At 38.0% G+C, this 16,764-nt stretch carries 11 protein-coding genes; 10 read left to right on the top strand and 1 reads right to left on the bottom strand.

The annotated features are described in order from the left end of the window. The first annotated feature begins 6 nt into the window (after positions 1–6). From dxr to trpA, 5 genes are read left to right on the top strand one after another with little or no spacing between them, the layout of a single operon-like run. Positions 7–1,176: a 1-deoxy-D-xylulose-5-phosphate reductoisomerase gene (gene dxr / locus LEP1GSC059_RS13035; protein ID WP_017215927.1), complete on the top strand. Its 1,170-nt coding sequence runs from the start codon at positions 7–9 to the stop codon at positions 1,174–1,176. Further along, a complete protein-coding gene (locus tag LEP1GSC059_RS13030; protein WP_002179615.1) occupies positions 1,170–2,897 on the top strand; it encodes a site-2 protease family protein in 1,728 nt (575 codons plus the stop codon). The genes dxr and LEP1GSC059_RS13030 overlap by 7 nt, the downstream gene beginning before the upstream one ends. Before the next feature lie 4 nt (positions 2,898–2,901). After that, on the top strand, positions 2,902–4,632 hold the full coding sequence (locus LEP1GSC059_RS13025) for a proline--tRNA ligase (protein ID WP_002179622.1): 1,731 nt from the start codon (positions 2,902–2,904) through the stop codon (positions 4,630–4,632). 2 nt (positions 4,633–4,634) lie between these two features. Then, the gene (gene trpB / locus LEP1GSC059_RS13020) at positions 4,635–5,828 is read left to right on the top strand and encodes a tryptophan synthase subunit beta (protein WP_002179621.1); all 1,194 of its coding nucleotides are present in this window, start codon (positions 4,635–4,637) and stop codon (positions 5,826–5,828) included. Next, positions 5,825–6,619 (top strand): tryptophan synthase subunit alpha, encoded by a 795-nt coding sequence (gene trpA, locus LEP1GSC059_RS13015; protein WP_017215926.1) that lies wholly within the window; start codon positions 5,825–5,827, stop codon positions 6,617–6,619. Before trpB ends, trpA begins: the two co-directional genes overlap by 4 nt. Before the next feature lie 35 nt (positions 6,620–6,654). Here the strand turns inward: trpA and LEP1GSC059_RS13010 are convergent, their stop codons facing one another. Further along, the gene (locus LEP1GSC059_RS13010) at positions 6,655–7,158 is read right to left on the bottom strand and encodes a DUF1564 family protein (RefSeq protein WP_002179612.1); all 504 of its coding nucleotides are present in this window, start codon (positions 7,156–7,158) and stop codon (positions 6,655–6,657) included. Between the two features lie 124 nt (positions 7,159–7,282). Here LEP1GSC059_RS13010 and LEP1GSC059_RS13005 point away from each other — a divergent pair, with 124 nt between their 5' ends. The 5 genes from LEP1GSC059_RS13005 (at position 7,283) to LEP1GSC059_RS23730 (ending at position 16,183) form a co-directional block, all read left to right on the top strand. Beyond that, the gene (locus tag LEP1GSC059_RS13005; protein ID WP_002179619.1) at positions 7,283–9,595 is read left to right on the top strand and encodes an adenylate/guanylate cyclase domain-containing protein; all 2,313 of its coding nucleotides are present in this window, start codon (positions 7,283–7,285) and stop codon (positions 9,593–9,595) included. Positions 9,596–9,627: 32 nt separating this feature from the next. Beyond that, positions 9,628–11,532: a 1-deoxy-D-xylulose-5-phosphate synthase gene (gene dxs / locus LEP1GSC059_RS13000; RefSeq protein WP_020980923.1), complete on the top strand. Its 1,905-nt coding sequence runs from the start codon at positions 9,628–9,630 to the stop codon at positions 11,530–11,532. Positions 11,533–11,566: 34 nt separating this feature from the next. After that, positions 11,567–12,043, top strand: a complete 477-nt coding sequence (locus LEP1GSC059_RS12995; RefSeq protein WP_000418044.1) for a tetratricopeptide repeat protein — start codon at positions 11,567–11,569, stop codon at positions 12,041–12,043. 1,258 nt (positions 12,044–13,301) lie between these two features. After that, positions 13,302–14,699 carry an SBBP repeat-containing protein gene (locus LEP1GSC059_RS12990; protein WP_017215920.1) on the top strand — a complete coding sequence of 466 codons (1,398 nt, stop codon included), beginning with the start codon at positions 13,302–13,304 and terminating at the stop codon, positions 14,697–14,699. A gap of 1,256 nt (positions 14,700–15,955) precedes the next feature. Further along, positions 15,956–16,183: a hypothetical protein gene (locus LEP1GSC059_RS23730; protein ID WP_002179613.1), complete on the top strand. Its 228-nt coding sequence runs from the start codon at positions 15,956–15,958 to the stop codon at positions 16,181–16,183. Positions 16,184–16,764: the final 581 nt, after the last annotated feature.

The raw sequence follows: 16,764 nt of genomic DNA, 5'->3' as shown, positions 1-16,764 counted from the left end.
TCGGATATGACAACTTCTGTCTGTCTTTTGGGCGCTTCTGGTTCTGTTGGAGAATCTACTCTCAAGGTACTTCGTGCTTATCCGGAAAAATTTAGACTTCATTCTTTTAGCGTTCATTCCAATCTCGAAAAAGCGAAAGAGATTCAAAAAGAATTTTCTCCCGATTTTATTTGTGTGAGTTCTAACTTTGCGGACGTTGGAGTTCTTGGAAATAAACTGGGTAGAACACAAATTCTTTATGGTGAATCCGCGCTTTGCGAACTAGTACGTGAACCAGAAGTAGAGATCGTAATTACCGCTATTGTTGGTTCTGTTGGTTTGCGTCCTACAATTGCGGCAATTACCTCTGGTAAAAAATTAGGAATTGCTAATAAAGAAACGTTAGTCACATCTGGGCCTCTCATTCGATCTTTGATTACAAAACACAATACAAAAGTGGTTCCGGTGGATTCAGAACATAACGCTCTTTTTCAACTTTTGGAATCTTTAAATCCGAACTCCGTGGAAAAGATCATTCTTACCGCTTCTGGAGGTGCGTTTCGGGATTTGCTTGTAGAACATCTTTCCTCTGTCACAAAAGAACAAGCGCTTCATCATCCTACTTGGAACATGGGTCCTAAGATCACGATCGATTCTAACGGTATGATCAACAAAGGACTCGAAGTGATCGAAGCCCATTTTTTGTTTGGTGTTCCTTATGATAAAATTGGAGTTGTAATTCATCCTCAGAGCATTGCTCACGGGATCGTAGAATTAAAAGACGGCGCCTCTTTTATTTATGCTTCTTATCCAGATATGATCTTTCCAATCGCACATTCTCTCTTTTATCCGGAACCGGTTCCTAAAGTTTTACGGTCTTATTCCGCAAAGGACTGGGAAAAACTTGAGTTCCGCGAGCCCGATCTTAAACGTTATCCTGGTTTGGGTCTTGCATTTGAGGCGGGCAGGGTCGGAGGAACGGCGCCTTGTGTTTTTAACGCGGCTAACGAAGTGGCCGTAGAATTGTTTTTAAAAGATGAAATCTGTTTTATAGAAATTCCGAATTATATTCGAGAAACGTTAGACGAAATACAAATTGAATTTCCGTCGTCTTTGGAAGAATACGAGGAAGCGGATCGGATTGCCCGCGAAACCGTCCGAAATCTGAAAGCAAGGAAGGTAGTATCCGCATGTTGATCATGGTATTAGGCGCTGTTTTTATGTTGGCGATTTCTATTTTTATACACGAGTTAGGTCATCTTCTTTGTGGTATGCTCGTAGGTGTTAAGGCTAGAATTTTTTCAATCGGATACGGAAGAGGAATTTGGAAAAAAAAGGTAGGTGAAACCACTTATCAGATCACGGCGATTCCTGTCGGAGGATATGTTCTGTTCAAAGGGGATGACTACGGTGAAGACGTAAAAGGAGAACCTGGAGAACTTCTTTCCACACCTCCTTTAAAAAGAATGATCCCCGTTTTGGGCGGCCCGCTTTTTAATCTATTTCTTGGTTTTGGAATATTATTGATTTTGAATTTTCTAGGTCATAATCCTCCCGGAAACAGAGTTTTTATCGATCCTGCTGATCAGGAATTTTCAGCAGCGTATCAATCCGGACTGCGAACGGGAGATAGAATTCTTTCCATAGACGGAAACAAAACCGAAAAGTTCGAAGACATAGTGACGAATGTCGGTTTATCTTCCGGTAACTCTCTTAAAATTTTAGGAGAAAGAGATGGAAAGTCAATGGAATGGAATGTAACTCCTAGAATTATCTATAATCCGAAACGTTCTTCCGGAATTCCTACCATAGGAGTTGAACCTTTTGGCGAAAGAAGAGTAGTCGCCACATTTAGTTATCCTGAACAATTTCAACACTGGTTGTCTTCTCGTTTAGATAAATCTCACGAAGCCGAAAACTATTACCAAGAACGTTTGAAAAAAGCTGTGGAAGGTAGGGATATTCCTGCAGAGGTTCTTTTAGAAAAAGAAAAGGAAGATAAAGAAAATCTTCTGCGTTCCCGCGCTCTGAGTTACTTGAACGACGGAGATGTGATTCAAACGGTGAACGGTAGAACAATTTCTACAGTGGGAGAACTTCAAAAAATTTTGGGGGAATTCCAAAATCAAAAGGTAAACATAGTTGTCGATCGTAAGTCTTATCCGCTGGTTAATCCTTGGTCTACGGAAGTGGTCTCCGTGGAAATTCCTGTTTTAGGTGCCAATATATTAGAGTTTAAGAATATTCGAGATCGTAAATATTCTGAGTTAAATTTGGAATCCTATCAGTTTGCAAGTTATGACCCGGAACTTGGTCAAAAACTTTTGAACCTTGCCGTGGACGGGCAAACTTTTCCGAGTTTTGAAGAACTTCTCGCGTATGTAAAAACGAAGAACGGAACAACGGTTACGATCGATATGGGAAATCTTAAGTTAGAAGCCGAACCTAAGGTTCGTCCAATCGGACTTCTGGGTTTTAGACCGAATATGAAGTTCAATCCGGAACCGATGCAGAGAGATTTGGGTTTTTTAGAATCCTTTGCCGTTGCGGGTAAAGACGTTTATGAAAACGTCGAGACCACTCTTAAAGGAATTGGAATGTTGTTCTCTGGAATTCTTTCCGTTAAAGACAGCTTGTCTGGTCCGGTGGGAATCGTTTCTTATGCTGGAATCAGTTTAGAGATCGGGTGGGAAACGTATTTGGAGTTCGTGGCTAGGATCTCGATCGCTTTGATGATTATGAATTTACTTCCCATTCCGATGGCGGACGGTGGACATATCGTATTGTATGCGTATGAAGCGATTACCGGAAGACCTCTTCCTGGAAAAGTAATTGAGTCCATCTTTAGAATTGGATTTTTATTCTTACTCGGACTTGGACTCTACGTCACCTTCAACGATGTAATGCGAATTTTTTAAACGCATGAAAGCATCGAAATACATTCTTCCCACAGAAAAAGAAAATCCTACGGACGCGGTTGTTGCGTCCCATCGTTTGATGATCCGCGCCGGTTTGGTTCGTAAGTCTTCCGCCGGTCTTTACTTTTATCTTCCTTTGGGTCTTAAGGTTTTAAAAAAAATAGAACAGATCGTTCGCGAAGAAATGAACTCTACCGGGGCTTTGGAATTTGACCTTCCGATTTTAACTCCTTCTGATTTTTGGGAACAAAGTGGAAGATGGTCTGCGATGGGTAAAGAGATGTTTCGTATTCAAGACAGACATGATCTTTCTTATGCACTTGGCCCCACACACGAAGAGTCTTTTAGTTTTTTATTAAAACCTCTTCTTAAATCTTATAAGGATCTTCCGGTTAACGTATATCAGATCCAAACTAAATTTAGAGACGAAATTCGTCCTCGTTTTGGTGTGATCCGTTCCAGAGAGTTTATTATGAAAGATGCATATTCTTTTCATATCGATGATTCTTCTCTGGATGAGACTTATCAGTCTATGAGAATCGCTTACAGAAAAATTTTTGATCGTTGTGGTCTGAAAACCATTCCGGTTCAAGCGGACTCTGGTAGTATGGGAGGTTCTACGTCGGAAGAGTTTATGGTAGTTTCTCCGATTGGAGAAGAAACGTTACTTTTATGTAGTTCTTGCGGTTATAGTTCTAACAGTGAAAAAACTCCTTTTATATTCAAAAAAGAGAATGTTTCTCCAAAACTAAAAGATAAAAAAGAAATTTCTACTCCTGGTAAAAAAACGATTGCGGAAGTAAGTATTTTATTAGGTATTCCCGAATCAGAAACAATTAAGGCGGTTGCTCTTAAATCGGAGAAAAAAAAGATTCTCGTTTTTATTAGAGGAGATTTGGAACTTAATCTTCATAAACTTCATTCTCTCTTAAAAATTACGGATTCGGAACCGATGACGGACGCGGAAATCCGTGAATTTGGTTTGGTCCCTGGGTTTATTTCTCCAATTGCGCCTAACGATAAAATTAAGGTGTTATATGATCGTTCCTTACTGAAAGACTTTCCCTATGTGGTCGGTTCATCCAAAGAAGATTTTCACACTCAGGGTTTTATTCTAGAAAAAGAAATTTCTAGTCTTCCTGAATTTGCCGATGTCGCATTAGCAAGAGAAGGGGATCTTTGTCCAAATTGTAGTTCTACTCTAAAAGCAGAAAAAGGGATTGAAGTAGGACATATTTTTAAACTTGGAGATAAATATACTAAAACTTTTGGTATCCAGGTTTTGGATCAAAGTGGTAAATCTAGAACTCTTACGATGGGTTGTTACGGTATCGGAGTCAATCGTACGATGGCTACTGTCATTGAACAGTGTAACGACGAAAAAGGCATCTTTTGGCCTATCAGTATTGCTCCTTTTGAAGTTTCTCTGGTGAGTATTACCAAAGGAGAGGATCAATATTTTAAAGTAGAAGAATTTTATAATGTTCTAATGAAGAAAGGGATCGAGATTTTTTGGGACGATCGGGATCTTGGTCCCGGTTTTAAACTTAAGGATTCCGAATTGATTGGTTTTCCGATCCGGATTACCATCGGTAAAAAGTTTTTCGAAAGTGGGGAGATTTCGATCTACAATCGTAAGAAAGATCAAGAAAGTTCTTTTGCATTTTCCGGTTTTGATGATCTGGTCTCAAAAGTGGAATTTATGCGTCAGGAACTCTTTGCGGAATTGGGGTAGTTATGGGAAAAGAAAATCAACAAGGCTACTTTGGAGAATTTGGCGGTCGTTATTCTCCTGAAATTCTCCACGATGCCTTGGTGGAATTAGAATCTACTTACAAAAAACTCAAGAAAAGTAAACACTTCAAAAAAGAACTCGAGTATTATCGTAAAAACTATATCGGTCGTCCTTCTCCTCTTACTTATGCGGAACGACTTTCTAAGGCTTGGGGAGGCGCTAAGATCTGGCTCAAACGTGAGGATTTAAATCATACCGGTGCGCATAAGATCAATAATACGATCGGTCAGGTTTTGATCGCTAAGGCTATGGGTAAGTCTAGAATTATTGCAGAAACAGGAGCAGGTCAACACGGTGTTGCTACCGCTACGGTTGGTGCTATGTTCCAGATGGAAACCGTAGTTTATATGGGAGAAGAAGATTTAAGACGTCAGGAACTCAACGCGATCCGGATGAGAATGATGGGTGCCAAAGTTGTGGGTGTTTCCAGTGGTACTGCAACTCTCAAAGATGCTACTAGTGAGGCGATGAGGGACTGGGCATTAAATGTTTCTAATACTCATTATATCGTGGGCTCTTCGATTGGTCCACATCCGTTTCCTTCCATCGTCAGAGATTTTCAATCCGTGATCGGTATTGAATCTAGAAAACAATTTAAAAAGATAAATGGTAAACTTCCGAACGCAGTGATCGCTTGTGTTGGCGGTGGTTCGAACGCGATTGGTATGTTTTATGGTTTTATTCAGGATAAAAAAGTAAAACTTTTTGGTGTAGAAGCCGGTGGTTATTCTTCCGATCCCGGTTCTCATTCTGCTACCATTCAATTTGGTAGAATCGGTTTTTTACACGGCACCAAAACTTTAGTGATACAAGATGATTTCGGACAGATCGTTCCCGCTCATTCCGTTTCTGCTGGTTTGGATTATCCTGGTGTTGGTCCGGAACACGCTTACTTTCACAAAAGTGGTAGAGTATCATACGTTAATGTAGACGACGAAGGTGCGTTAGACGCTTTTATCGAAGTTTGTAGGATTGAAGGGATTATTCCTGCTTTAGAAACTGCACATGCGTTTCGTTATGCGAAAGACTTGGCGAAATCCATGAGTAAAAAAGAGAATATTCTCATTTGTCTTTCCGGTAGAGGGGACAAGGACGTAGCAGAGGTTTCTAGACTTAGAAAAGGAGAATTTGTTTGAACTCCATATCCTCCGTTTTTTCTTCGGATCAAAGTGTTTTTATTCCTTATATTTCTTTGGGTGATCCGGACTATGATTCCTGCGTTTTTTGGGCAGACGCTTTGATTCGAGGTGGAGCTGGCATTTTAGAACTGGGAATCCCTTTTACCGACCCTGTCGCCGATGGTCCAGTGATTCAAAAAGCTTTTAAACGTTCCTTGGCTCATCCTTTTTCCATGGATAAGATTTTAGATGTTACTGCGGAAATTCATAAACTTCATCCTCAGATTCCTCTCGTTTATCTTACGTATTTTAATCCTTTGTTTTCTATGGGTTTGGAATCCTTTACGGAAAGAGCTAAAAATTCTGGCATCCAAGGTTTAATCATTCCGGACCTTCCTTTTGACACTCCGGAAGCGGAAGAGTTTTTTTCGCAACTCGAACGAAAGAAGATAGATTTTATTCATCTTGTGACTCCTGCTACTTCGGAAGACCGGATTCGTTCTATGAAATCTTTGGCGTCCGGTTTTATTTACTATGTGACTTCCTACGGCGTGACCGGCGAAAGAGGTTCTATAGCATCCGGTTTGGAAGATAGAATTCGTTTGGTGCGTAAAATTGTCGGTCTTCCGGTTTGTGCTGGTTTTGGGATTTCTACTCCGGATCAATCTAAGTCCATTTCGGCTTATGCAGATGGTGTGATCATCGGTTCTGCCGTTCAAAGGATTATTGAAGAAAATGGGTCTGATCGGATAAACTGTGCGGACAAACTTCTATCCTACGCTTCTGAAATTCGAGCTTCAATGAGATAAAAGTTCTTTTGTCTGAAGAAAAAATGCGGTTTTTTCTAGCTAGGATGCATTCTTCCGAGTCGAATTTGGCTCTGCAGAAGTTTCCGCGGAAATAGTAGTTTTCTTGTAATTACTAAATAGGTTGGAGCTCCATTCAGTTTTGTTTTACAGGGGACACCCTCGTTTTCGGTCCATTGTAGAAGAAGAGAAAAGAGAAGGCAACGGGATATTCCTAATCCCCAGGCAAGAATTCCTAATTTACACCAATCCTCTTCAAAAGGGCGAAAGTTCATCTTTTGCAAGTTCAGATTTTTCTCTTGATATCGAGCGTAGACGAGCCTCTTTCCCAAAAAGCGTTTCCGAATCAAAGTTTCGTCCCAGTTGGACAAAAGAAAATGGAGAGTTTTTCTGAGAATTTTAGGATGGAGACGAGAAGTTCGAACCAAATCTTCCGGAATTAAGAACGAACAAAGGTTCCCTGATTTGCGGATAGAGCAGAGAGCAAAACCAGATTTTAAAGAAGAATTCCTCATAACCGAAACGGTTCTCGCAAGAATCAAATTGGAGCCGAAAAAGGAATAAAAAAATCAAACGAAACGCGAACCGAAGCTAGCAAAGTCTGGAAAATATTGACGAAACACCGACAAATAGGATACTGATCCCCGGTCCAGATAGGAGGAACGTATGAGCGAAAAAAAAACTAAAATCACTCCACTCCACATACTGTCATTGATGTTGGGGATAATGGGGATTCTACTGATAACATTTACCGCATTTTCACCTAACTTTTCGCTCAACACAGAATTCTTGTTAGGTGGATTTACACTTCTATTGATTAGTTCGTATCCAATTTATAAATTTTTAGAATTAAATACATCGGATAAACAAAAGTCAGGAAGTATCTGGTTGGCCGTCGTAGTATCACTCGTGATGTTTTTTCTTTATCAGGTGTTTACGCCGCTTGCAGAATTGGAAGAATCTTCTGTGTCTTGGAGATTTACATTATTAAGAGCGGGAGTAAATAAGAGCGAAAAAGAATCTGAAGAGGGAACGATTGAATACACACGATATAATCCCCCGCCTGGAGCAAGACAGGATATACAAATTATAGGAATTACAACTACGTCCTTGGAAAAGTTACAGGGAAAATGGCCGTTACCTTGGAAATATTATGCAAATATAATAGATATATTTAAGAATACATCCAATCAGTTGATGTTCGATATTTTTTTTGTAGATTATAAGCCGGGACAAACAGAAGAAATGGCGCAAGCCTTGGCAAAAAATCCGCAGGTAATGTTCGACTATCCAATGGAAACGAGTTTAGAATCCAAGAGTTCCATCTTAAATTTAGAAAAACGGATTGAAATACTAAGAAAGTTTAAACTAGAAAATGTGGAAGATCCGGGAGACGCAGGAAGATCTTGGTTAAAATTTCCGCAACCGCCTATAGAACCGGTGGCAGAAAAAGCTTCTGGATTAGGGTTTGCTAATATTAAAAAAGATGAAAGTGGGCTAAATCGAAGAATGCCATTGGTTGCAAAGTTAATGAACGCCGGACCGTTAAGAGAAACGGAATATTATCCATCCATTGATTTGATCATAGCGTGTAATTATTTGGGAGTCGACGTAAAAAGAGACGTGGAAGTGGTAATGGGCAAACACGTCAAAATCAAGAATATACCACAAAAGACATTGACTCATTTTAACCGAAAAACTTTGAAGATGGAAACCAAGGATATAATGAATCAACCGAACGAAAAGAGGGAGGTCGTTATACCGATCGATCAGGACGGACAGATGCAGATCAATTTTCCAGGAGGGCTCTATTCGTTTAGGGCGCATGAGATATTTGAAGCTGCAACGGAATGGAATGAAGAAACAGCATCTCAATTTCAAAACACAATTTTTTTAGTGGCTATGTATTATGCGACTGGAGCGGGGGCAGCAAAAGATACACACTTGTCACCATTTGGAGATATGTCTGGAATCGAACACCACGCAGCTGCGATCAATACCATACTCAATCAGGATTTTCTATTTGAGTTACCACTGTGGGGAGAATTTTTGATCATAATCGTTGTAGGAATGTTGGCGGGATTTGTACAACCTAGGCTAAAGACATGGTTAGCATTTCTATTTTTCTTAGCGATTGCGTTTATCTACTCGGTAGGAACATTAATTAATTTTTCCGAATTCAATTTAGTACATTTATATCCGACTGTAATATTGGAGCAGTTATTTATATTTATCGGTTTGATAGGATTTAGGATATTAACGGAAGAGGAAAACGTAAAATACATACGAAGTACGTTTTCCAAGTTCGTATCCAAAGACGTAGTGGATGAGTTATTGAAAAATCCGGACAACTTGAATTTAGGGGGATCTAAGCGAGACATCACCATATTCTTTTCTGATATACGAGGATTTACAACTATGTCGGAAAAAATGGGACCGGAAGAGTTGGTTCAATTTTTGAATCAATATTTATCCGAGATGACCGAGATCATTATTGAGTTTAAGGGAACGATTGATAAATACATGGGGGATGCGATCATGGCATTCTGGGGAGCGCCCGTGCCGTTAGAAGATCATGCATACTATGGATGCGCGGCTGGGTTGGCACAGATGAGAAGACTTGCGACATTGAAAGAAGAGTGGAAGAGTTTAGATCTTCCTCAAATGGATATAGGAATCGGATTAAATTCAGGACCAGCGGTAGTAGGAAATATGGGAAGTTCTCACAGGATGGATTATACATGTATGGGGGACACGATCAACCTTGGGTCTAGATTAGAAGGAACCAATAAAGAATACGGAACTCATATAATCATCTCAGAATATACCTATGAAAAGGTAAAGGACAGGGTTATCGCAAGAGAACTGGACTTGATTAAAGTGAAAGGAAAAACTCAACCCGTTCGGATCTACGAGTTATTGGATTTAGTGAACGAAGAAGACCTAAAACTATTGAGAAAACCTTTGCAGGCGAACTGAGGGATTGAGTAAAATTAGATTAGAAAGTTTGCATGCAACAGAAATCAACTCTGCTCGATAAAATTAACTATCCGGCTGAACTAAGAAATATACCACTGGAACAACTACCTCAAGTTTGCAAGGAGGTTAGAAATTACATCATCGATACACTTTCGGGGATTGGTGGACATTTTGCAAGTAATCTGGGAGTTGTAGAACTTACGGTCGCCTTACACTATGTATTCGATACTCCAAAAGATCGATTGGTTTGGGACGTAGGGCATCAGACTTATCCGCATAAAATACTTACTGGAAGAAAAGATAAACTCAAGACTGTGCGAAAGTTCAATGGACTTTCCGGGTTTCCTAAAAGAGAAGAATCTCCATACGATTTATATAATACCGGACATGCGGGGACTTCCATTTCGCAGGCATTGGGAGAAGCGGCGGCTAGAGATTTATTAAAAGAAAATTATAATGTAGTAGCAATCATAGGAGACGCGTCGATTGCCACAGGGATGGCTCTTGAAGCGATGAATCACTCGGGACATTTGAAAAAAGACATGATCGTGATCTTAAACGATAATTACATGTCTATATCAAAAAACGTGGGATCCATATCTAATTATCTCAACAACATCATCACATCTCATTTTTATAATCATTGGAAGAGAGTATTTTATACTTTTTTAAAGTGGCTGCCGATTATTGGACCTGCAACCGAGCGATTTTTTAAAAAAGTAGAAAAGGGATTTAAGGACGTATTAACTCCGGGTGGACTGTTTGAGGATTTGGGATTTGGGTATATAGGACCTGAAGATGGGCACGACGTTATACGACTCGTAAAGATGCTCGAAAAAGTAAAAAAAATGAAAGGCCCGATCTTATTACATGTCATTACACAAAAAGGAAAAGGATACGATCCAGCGGAAAGGGACCCGATCAAGTATCACGGAGTGACACCGTTTCGAAAAGAAGACGGAGCGATGGATAGCGGGGATACATCTAAAATTGCATATAGTAAAATCGTAGGAAAGATGTTAACCATTTTAACGGAAACAAATCCTAAGATAGCGGCGATCACCCCCGCGATGATAGAAGGAAGTGGGCTCAAAGAATATGCAGAAAAATATCCGGAACATTTATTTGATGTGGGAATTGCAGAGCAACACTCGGTTGCGTTTGCGGGAGCAATGACAAACGGAAATATCATACCATATATGTGTATCTATTCTACCTTTTTGACAAGGGCAATGGATCAACTTGTACAAGACGTATCTCTTATGAATTTGCCAGTGCGGTTTGTAATAGATCGAGCGGGATGTGTAGGGCCGGATGGAGAAACTCACCAAGGGCTTTTCGATTTAGGATATTTATTAGGACTTCCTAATATGGATGTATTTGTACCATCTGACGGACAAGATTTGATCGATGCGTTACGATGGATGGAAGGATACGAAAAGTCTCCGATTGCGATTCGATTTCCAAAATCGAGTGTGGATTTAAAAACTTTAGATTTTTATAAAAAGACCGCGTTGCAACCTGGAACGTTTCGAGTGTTAAAAAGAGGAACGGATGTAGCACTTATATCGATCGGCTCCATGATTGACGAAGCAAAAAAAGCTACCGAAAGATTGGAGAAAGAAGGGTTTAGTGTAACACTGATCGATCTGGTATGGTTGCGACCTTTAGGAGAGGACGCGCTTAACGAAGAATTGATGAACGTTAGACGTTTTGTGATATTAGACGAAAGTTATATAGATGCAGGAGCAACTGGATATCTACTGAACCGAATGACACGGGAGAATTTATTTAAATACATAAAAACATTTGGATTTCCACCGGAACCGATCCATCACGGAGAAAGAAAGGAGGTTTTCCAAAAGTATAAATTAGACGGGGAATCAATTACGGAACAAGTAGCCGAGGTATTGAAAAAAAACTTAATCAAGCCTTAACCAATCCAAACCGAAAATAAAAATAAAACGGGTAATGGAATTGGACAACTATACTTCTTCGGATTTTTTAGAAGCGGCAAAATACTTTTACAAAAAAGGCGATTCGGATCGGGCAGAGTATTTATTTAAACTCTCATTAGAAAACGAAGAAAGTCACGAAGCCTATTTCTTTTTGGGATTAATGGAAAATCAAAAAGGAAACCCAGAAAAGGGCTTGATGCATTTTTTTAGATCTGTGGAAGTAAATCCAAATTACGGAAATCCATGTAACGAAATCGGAATTATACTTTTAAGAGCCGGTAAAGAAATAGAAGCGGTCTATTGGTTGAAAAAATCATTACGTTGCGAGTTAAACGACGCACCTCATATCTCTCTGTATAATCTTGCCACACTTTATAAAATTTGGAATCGCCCAGAAAGATCTCTGCAATATTTACATAGAGCGATTTCAATTAAACCAGATTTTGAAGAAGCCAAAAAGCTCAAAGAAGAATTAAATTCGGCGATTTGAGAATTAGAAATAAAAACATTTTATTAGAAAATTAAAAATATCTAATATATAAAACAGTATGGTCGAAGGATAAGGAAATGCAACGAGACAAAAAGAGACAGGAATTATCTAAAAGCCATCTCAAAAAAAATGGAATTTTAAACAAAGATAAAGTATTTTTGAGATAGCTTGTAGTTACGGATTTGCCCGTCTTGTTCAAAAGTAGTCCAGTATAAGAATTAATAATCAAATAAATAACGTGAATTCTGTATAACGCGAAAGGATCGATGCGGGGAATGCTCTTTTAAATTCAGCGTCTATAACCAACCCGACAATTGAAGAGGATTTTAGAATCAACGCACATTTTTCAAGTGTTCCGACAAGTCTTGTTACTTGCAAAAAGTATGTTTTTCTGATAGAGAAAAGTCTCTCAAGCCTTTCCGCCTCTCACCCAAAATTAGGGAAAACTAAAGCAGAACGCTCTCTCAACTCAGCGCCTCGCTTCTGGAAACTCAATGCATCGCTCCCTATGAGTCGCTTCTGCAGGTCGCTCGACAGATCGCGTTTAAACTCAGCAGAACGCTCTCTCAACTCAGCGCCTCGCTTCTATGGTCGCTCGACAGATCGCGTTCTAGAATGTAAGTTTTACAGAGGATTTGTCGTAATTCCGACAGATTTATATTGAGATCTAAATGTTTATGGGTAAGGCTATCCCTTCCCATGAGTCGCTTGATAGATCGTGTTCTATTGAAACAAAGACGAAATATTGCATTACGTTTTTTTCATGCAATTGATTGACTCGAGCTGAAAGCCTAGTTGGCTCCTGTGACAAGTCGGATTCGCCTAGATTTCTTTACGTCGAACTTATGTTAATGAACCCAGTTGTTGATCAATCAAAGTCTAAATTGAAAGAAAAAGTGATCCTTGAGTTCAGGAATCGAGACTTTATAAAGTTGATCACTAAAGAAACTTATTGGAAAAATAGAGTTGTTGAAAAATTCCATAGTATAGATGAACAAAACTTCTTCAATTAAACGCTTCCATAAAACAGAAATAGATGGAGAATTCATTTTTTAATAACTCTAATATAGATATGAAATAGTATTTATAACATACTATAATTCAAAATGTCTTTTCGTAAAGAAAACACGATTTTAGAAATTAGTTTTTAGAAAAAAGAAAATCATCATACATAATAAAAATTTGTCTCATAAACCACTTTTCCCTTGTTTATTTAGATGAGTGATCTTTTAAAGGTTAGAAATAAACAAAAACTCGTATGAAATTAAATTTAGGTTTGGTTGCTTTCTATATCTTTTTTTCTACATACAATTGTTTATCGTACGAATGTTCTTCTTTGGATTACACATGCAATCCGCAATCGCTTTTAATCAATTTCTCCTCATCGAACCAAGATGAAGTTTCCAATATTTCTAATCCTGGAGAAATTTTTAGCAATACTGGGACGAGACAGTGGACCAGACTTTTAGGAGTCGCAGGATCTGTCACAATCGCTTACGGAATTACTTCCGATAGTTCTGGAAATGTATATTCAACGGGTCAAACGTCAGGAAATTTAGATGGGCAAGCTCTAACAGGAACTCAAGATCTATTTGTGACAAAATACGATGGCGGTGGAAACAAACAATGGACAAGACTTTTAGGAGTGGGGGGAATACAAACGTCAGCGCGTGGAGTTACGTCTGATAGTTCTGGAAATGTATATACGGTCGGAACTACTTCCGGAAATTTAGACGGGCAAATCTTAACCGGAGTCCAAGATCTATTTTTGACAAAGTATGACGGTAGTGGAAACAAACAATGGACGCGACTTTTAGGAGTGGTAGGAACGACCTCTCAAGCCAACGGAATTAGACCCGATAGTTCCGGAAACGTATATGTGATTGGATATACGCTCGGGAATTTAGACGGACAAGTATTGACTGGAGCCCAAGATTTATTTGTAACAAAGTATGATGGTAGTGGAAATAGACAATGGACGCGACTTTTAGGAGTGGCTGGGCAAATTACTCAGGCGAACGGAATTGCATCCGATAGTTCTGGAAATATGTATTTAACTGGTCGAACCTCTGGGAATTTAGACGGACAAGTATTGACTGGAGTCCAAGATCTATTTGTAGCTAAGTATGACAGTGGGGGAAATAAACAGTGGACCAAACTTTTAGGAGTAGCGGGAGTTTCAACAACTGCTTACGGAGTTACATCCGATAGTTCTGGAAACTTATATACGGTCGGAACTACTTCCGGAAGTTTAGACGGGCAAACGCTGACTGGAGCCCAAGATTTATTTGTAACAAAGTATGATGGTAGTGGGAATAAACAGTGGACGCGACTTTTAGGAGTGGCGGGTCAAATTACTCAGGCGAACGGAATTGCATCTGATAGTTCTGGAAATATGTATTTAACTGGCCGAGCATCTGGGAATTTAGACGGACAAGTGTTGACTGGAGCCCAAGATCTATTTGTAACAAAGTATGATGGTAGTGGAAATAAACAGTGGACCAAACTTTTAGGAGCAGCGGGAGTTTCAACAACTGCTTACGGAGTTACATCCGATAGTTCTGGAAACTTATATACGGTCGGAACTACTTCCGGAAGTTTAGACGGGCAAACGCTGACAGGGACTCAAGATCTATTTGTAGTGAAATACAGATAAATTTGAAACTTCTACACAAAATAATTCCGGGATCCATATTCGTGAATGGGAAACATTTCAAAATCTATAATACTATTGAATGTAAGTTCAGCGTTCATTTATCTGAAAAAAACTGAGATCTGAATTTTATGGATCGATTTCTGAAATGTAGAAACTCATACTATATAAAAATTTGTAATGTGACTTAATTTGTGGGAACTACCGCAAAATCGCGATTTTGCGAACTAATTCTAAAATTATAGAAACTCACATTTTTGGAAAACTCTTTCTTATTTTCTTACACCGAACTTACATTGTTTAAGTTTATTAAGAAATTATTTAACGGGTGAAATTGTTTCTATCTATTTCAAACACAAATAAATATTAAGATTGTTTTATATTTTCAGAGAATTGCGTTCCAGAATACAAAACGAGTAACAAAATATTGTTGTGAACGGATTCGTTGTAAAAATTGATTTGCAATTTGGTTTTAAGGCAAATTGCCAGAATATGGAAGTTCGACATTGGACCTAAATTTAAACCATCATTAGTAAAATAAACGTGAACTAAACTTTGTATATAGTCATTGTTCGAAACAACTGCTTGAATCCACAAAATAATTTTTAAGGATAGAACAGATAGTTCGAATTTTTTGCGTTTTTCGTTTAACAAATGAAAGGCGAAAAAATTATAGAAATTTGTTTCCTAAATTAGTTGCGGAGAATTAGAAATAAATTTCTATTTAGAAAATTTAATTTTTTGTTTAAAGATTTCTTTCGGAGAATTGAAATCGGATATATCAAAAACAAAAAATTGCGGCATCTACAAAACGTTATTCATACGCAATGATTTAATTTTCTATCGGGGAATAAATGTTGTACAAACCGAAAATTTAAAACTGATACCGTCCAAGCCATCTTGGAGTAAGCAAAAAAATACTAAGAAAGAAAATGGTTTTAAAATTCCAAAACTAAGTTTTATGAAAAAGATTTTTCATAGACGCTTGGTTTAGTTGTAATTATTAAATTATATTTTTATTATATAGATTATCAACATGCAAGTATATTTTTGTTGAAATAGTATGTAAATAAATTATAAAATTTAAATATATTGGAAAAAAAATTTAAAGTATTAAATGATATGAAAGGCATTGAAATTTTTAACAACAAAATAGGAGAGTAATTCAAAATATTATGAAATTAAGGAGTAGCCGTGAAAACATTCTAAATTTTGCGCTGTATATAATTTTAATATTTACATTGCAAGGATGTGGTTTGTTGGGAGTGAATGCCGCAGACTCGGGTATTTCCGTAAATTCTTGGCGTTCCCAGTGTTTTGCTGAGTATCTTTTATTTTCCAACATGGCGTCGATCAGTAATTCAAACAAACCCGATCAAGAGTTAAACAATTTATTGCTCACGCAACTATTGCTTTGTTTGAGCGAATGTTCTGAAAATTCAGAATTGCAGGAAGCCATTTTTGGCAAAACTCATTGCGGGGAATGATTGGGTTTTATTGTTTTGATAAAGATGTACATCACTATAAAATCTAAAAAAGAAAGATCTTTTAGTCAAATTTCTTTATAAGAATCGTTGTTTTACGGTCGTTACAAAAATTAAAAATAGAATTGTTGAAAAATTAATTCTCTATCCGTTTGCGTTTCATGGAAACGGACAATTGAAACAGTTTTGTCGATTTGAACTATGGAATTTTTCAATAACTCTAATTTATTTTTATACTTCTTCATAGTAACTAAAATTGAAGTAACCCTCAGAGTTTAAAAAAAATAAATTTAAACTGAATACAATTCGTATGTATGTTAAAAATAAGCTGGTTATCATTTCTTTTCATTAGAATTCACGAATTGATAGAAACCTTGGTTTTATTACTTGGAGTTATAGAATGGAACGTCTAAGTTCCTGTTTCTAACTATAGAATTGTCTCAAAATGTACGGGTGCTTTGGATCAATATAACGATCTAAAAAAGAATAGAGTTGTTGAAAAATTCCATAATGGCGGTTAACAAAATTGTTTCAATCGACCACTTCTATAAAACATAAATAGATGGAGAAAATTCATTTTTTAA

Source organism: Leptospira noguchii serovar Panama str. CZ214 (assembly GCF_000306255.2).
Taxonomy (GTDB): domain Bacteria; phylum Spirochaetota; class Leptospiria; order Leptospirales; family Leptospiraceae; genus Leptospira; species Leptospira noguchii.
The sequence above is the reverse complement of the archived record's forward strand: the minus strand, read 5'-3'. Positions and strand labels throughout refer to the sequence as shown.

Excerpts from the sequence above, each read along its gene's own strand:
- dxr (WP_017215927.1), top strand. The coding sequence starts at position 7 with ATGACAACTTCTGTCTGTCTTTTGGGCGCTTCTGGTTCTGTTGGAGAA.
- LEP1GSC059_RS13030 (WP_002179615.1), top strand. The coding sequence starts at position 1,170 with ATGTTGATCATGGTATTAGGCGCTGTTTTTATGTTGGCGATTTCTATT.
- LEP1GSC059_RS13025 (WP_002179622.1), top strand. The coding sequence starts at position 2,902 with ATGAAAGCATCGAAATACATTCTTCCCACAGAAAAAGAAAATCCTACG.
- trpB (WP_002179621.1), top strand. The coding sequence starts at position 4,635 with ATGGGAAAAGAAAATCAACAAGGCTACTTTGGAGAATTTGGCGGTCGT.
- LEP1GSC059_RS13005 (WP_002179619.1), top strand. The coding sequence starts at position 7,283 with ATGAGCGAAAAAAAAACTAAAATCACTCCACTCCACATACTGTCATTG.
- dxs (WP_020980923.1), top strand. The coding sequence starts at position 9,628 with ATGCAACAGAAATCAACTCTGCTCGATAAAATTAACTATCCGGCTGAA.
- LEP1GSC059_RS12995 (WP_000418044.1), top strand. The coding sequence starts at position 11,567 with ATGGAATTGGACAACTATACTTCTTCGGATTTTTTAGAAGCGGCAAAA.
- LEP1GSC059_RS12990 (WP_017215920.1), top strand. The coding sequence starts at position 13,302 with ATGAAATTAAATTTAGGTTTGGTTGCTTTCTATATCTTTTTTTCTACA.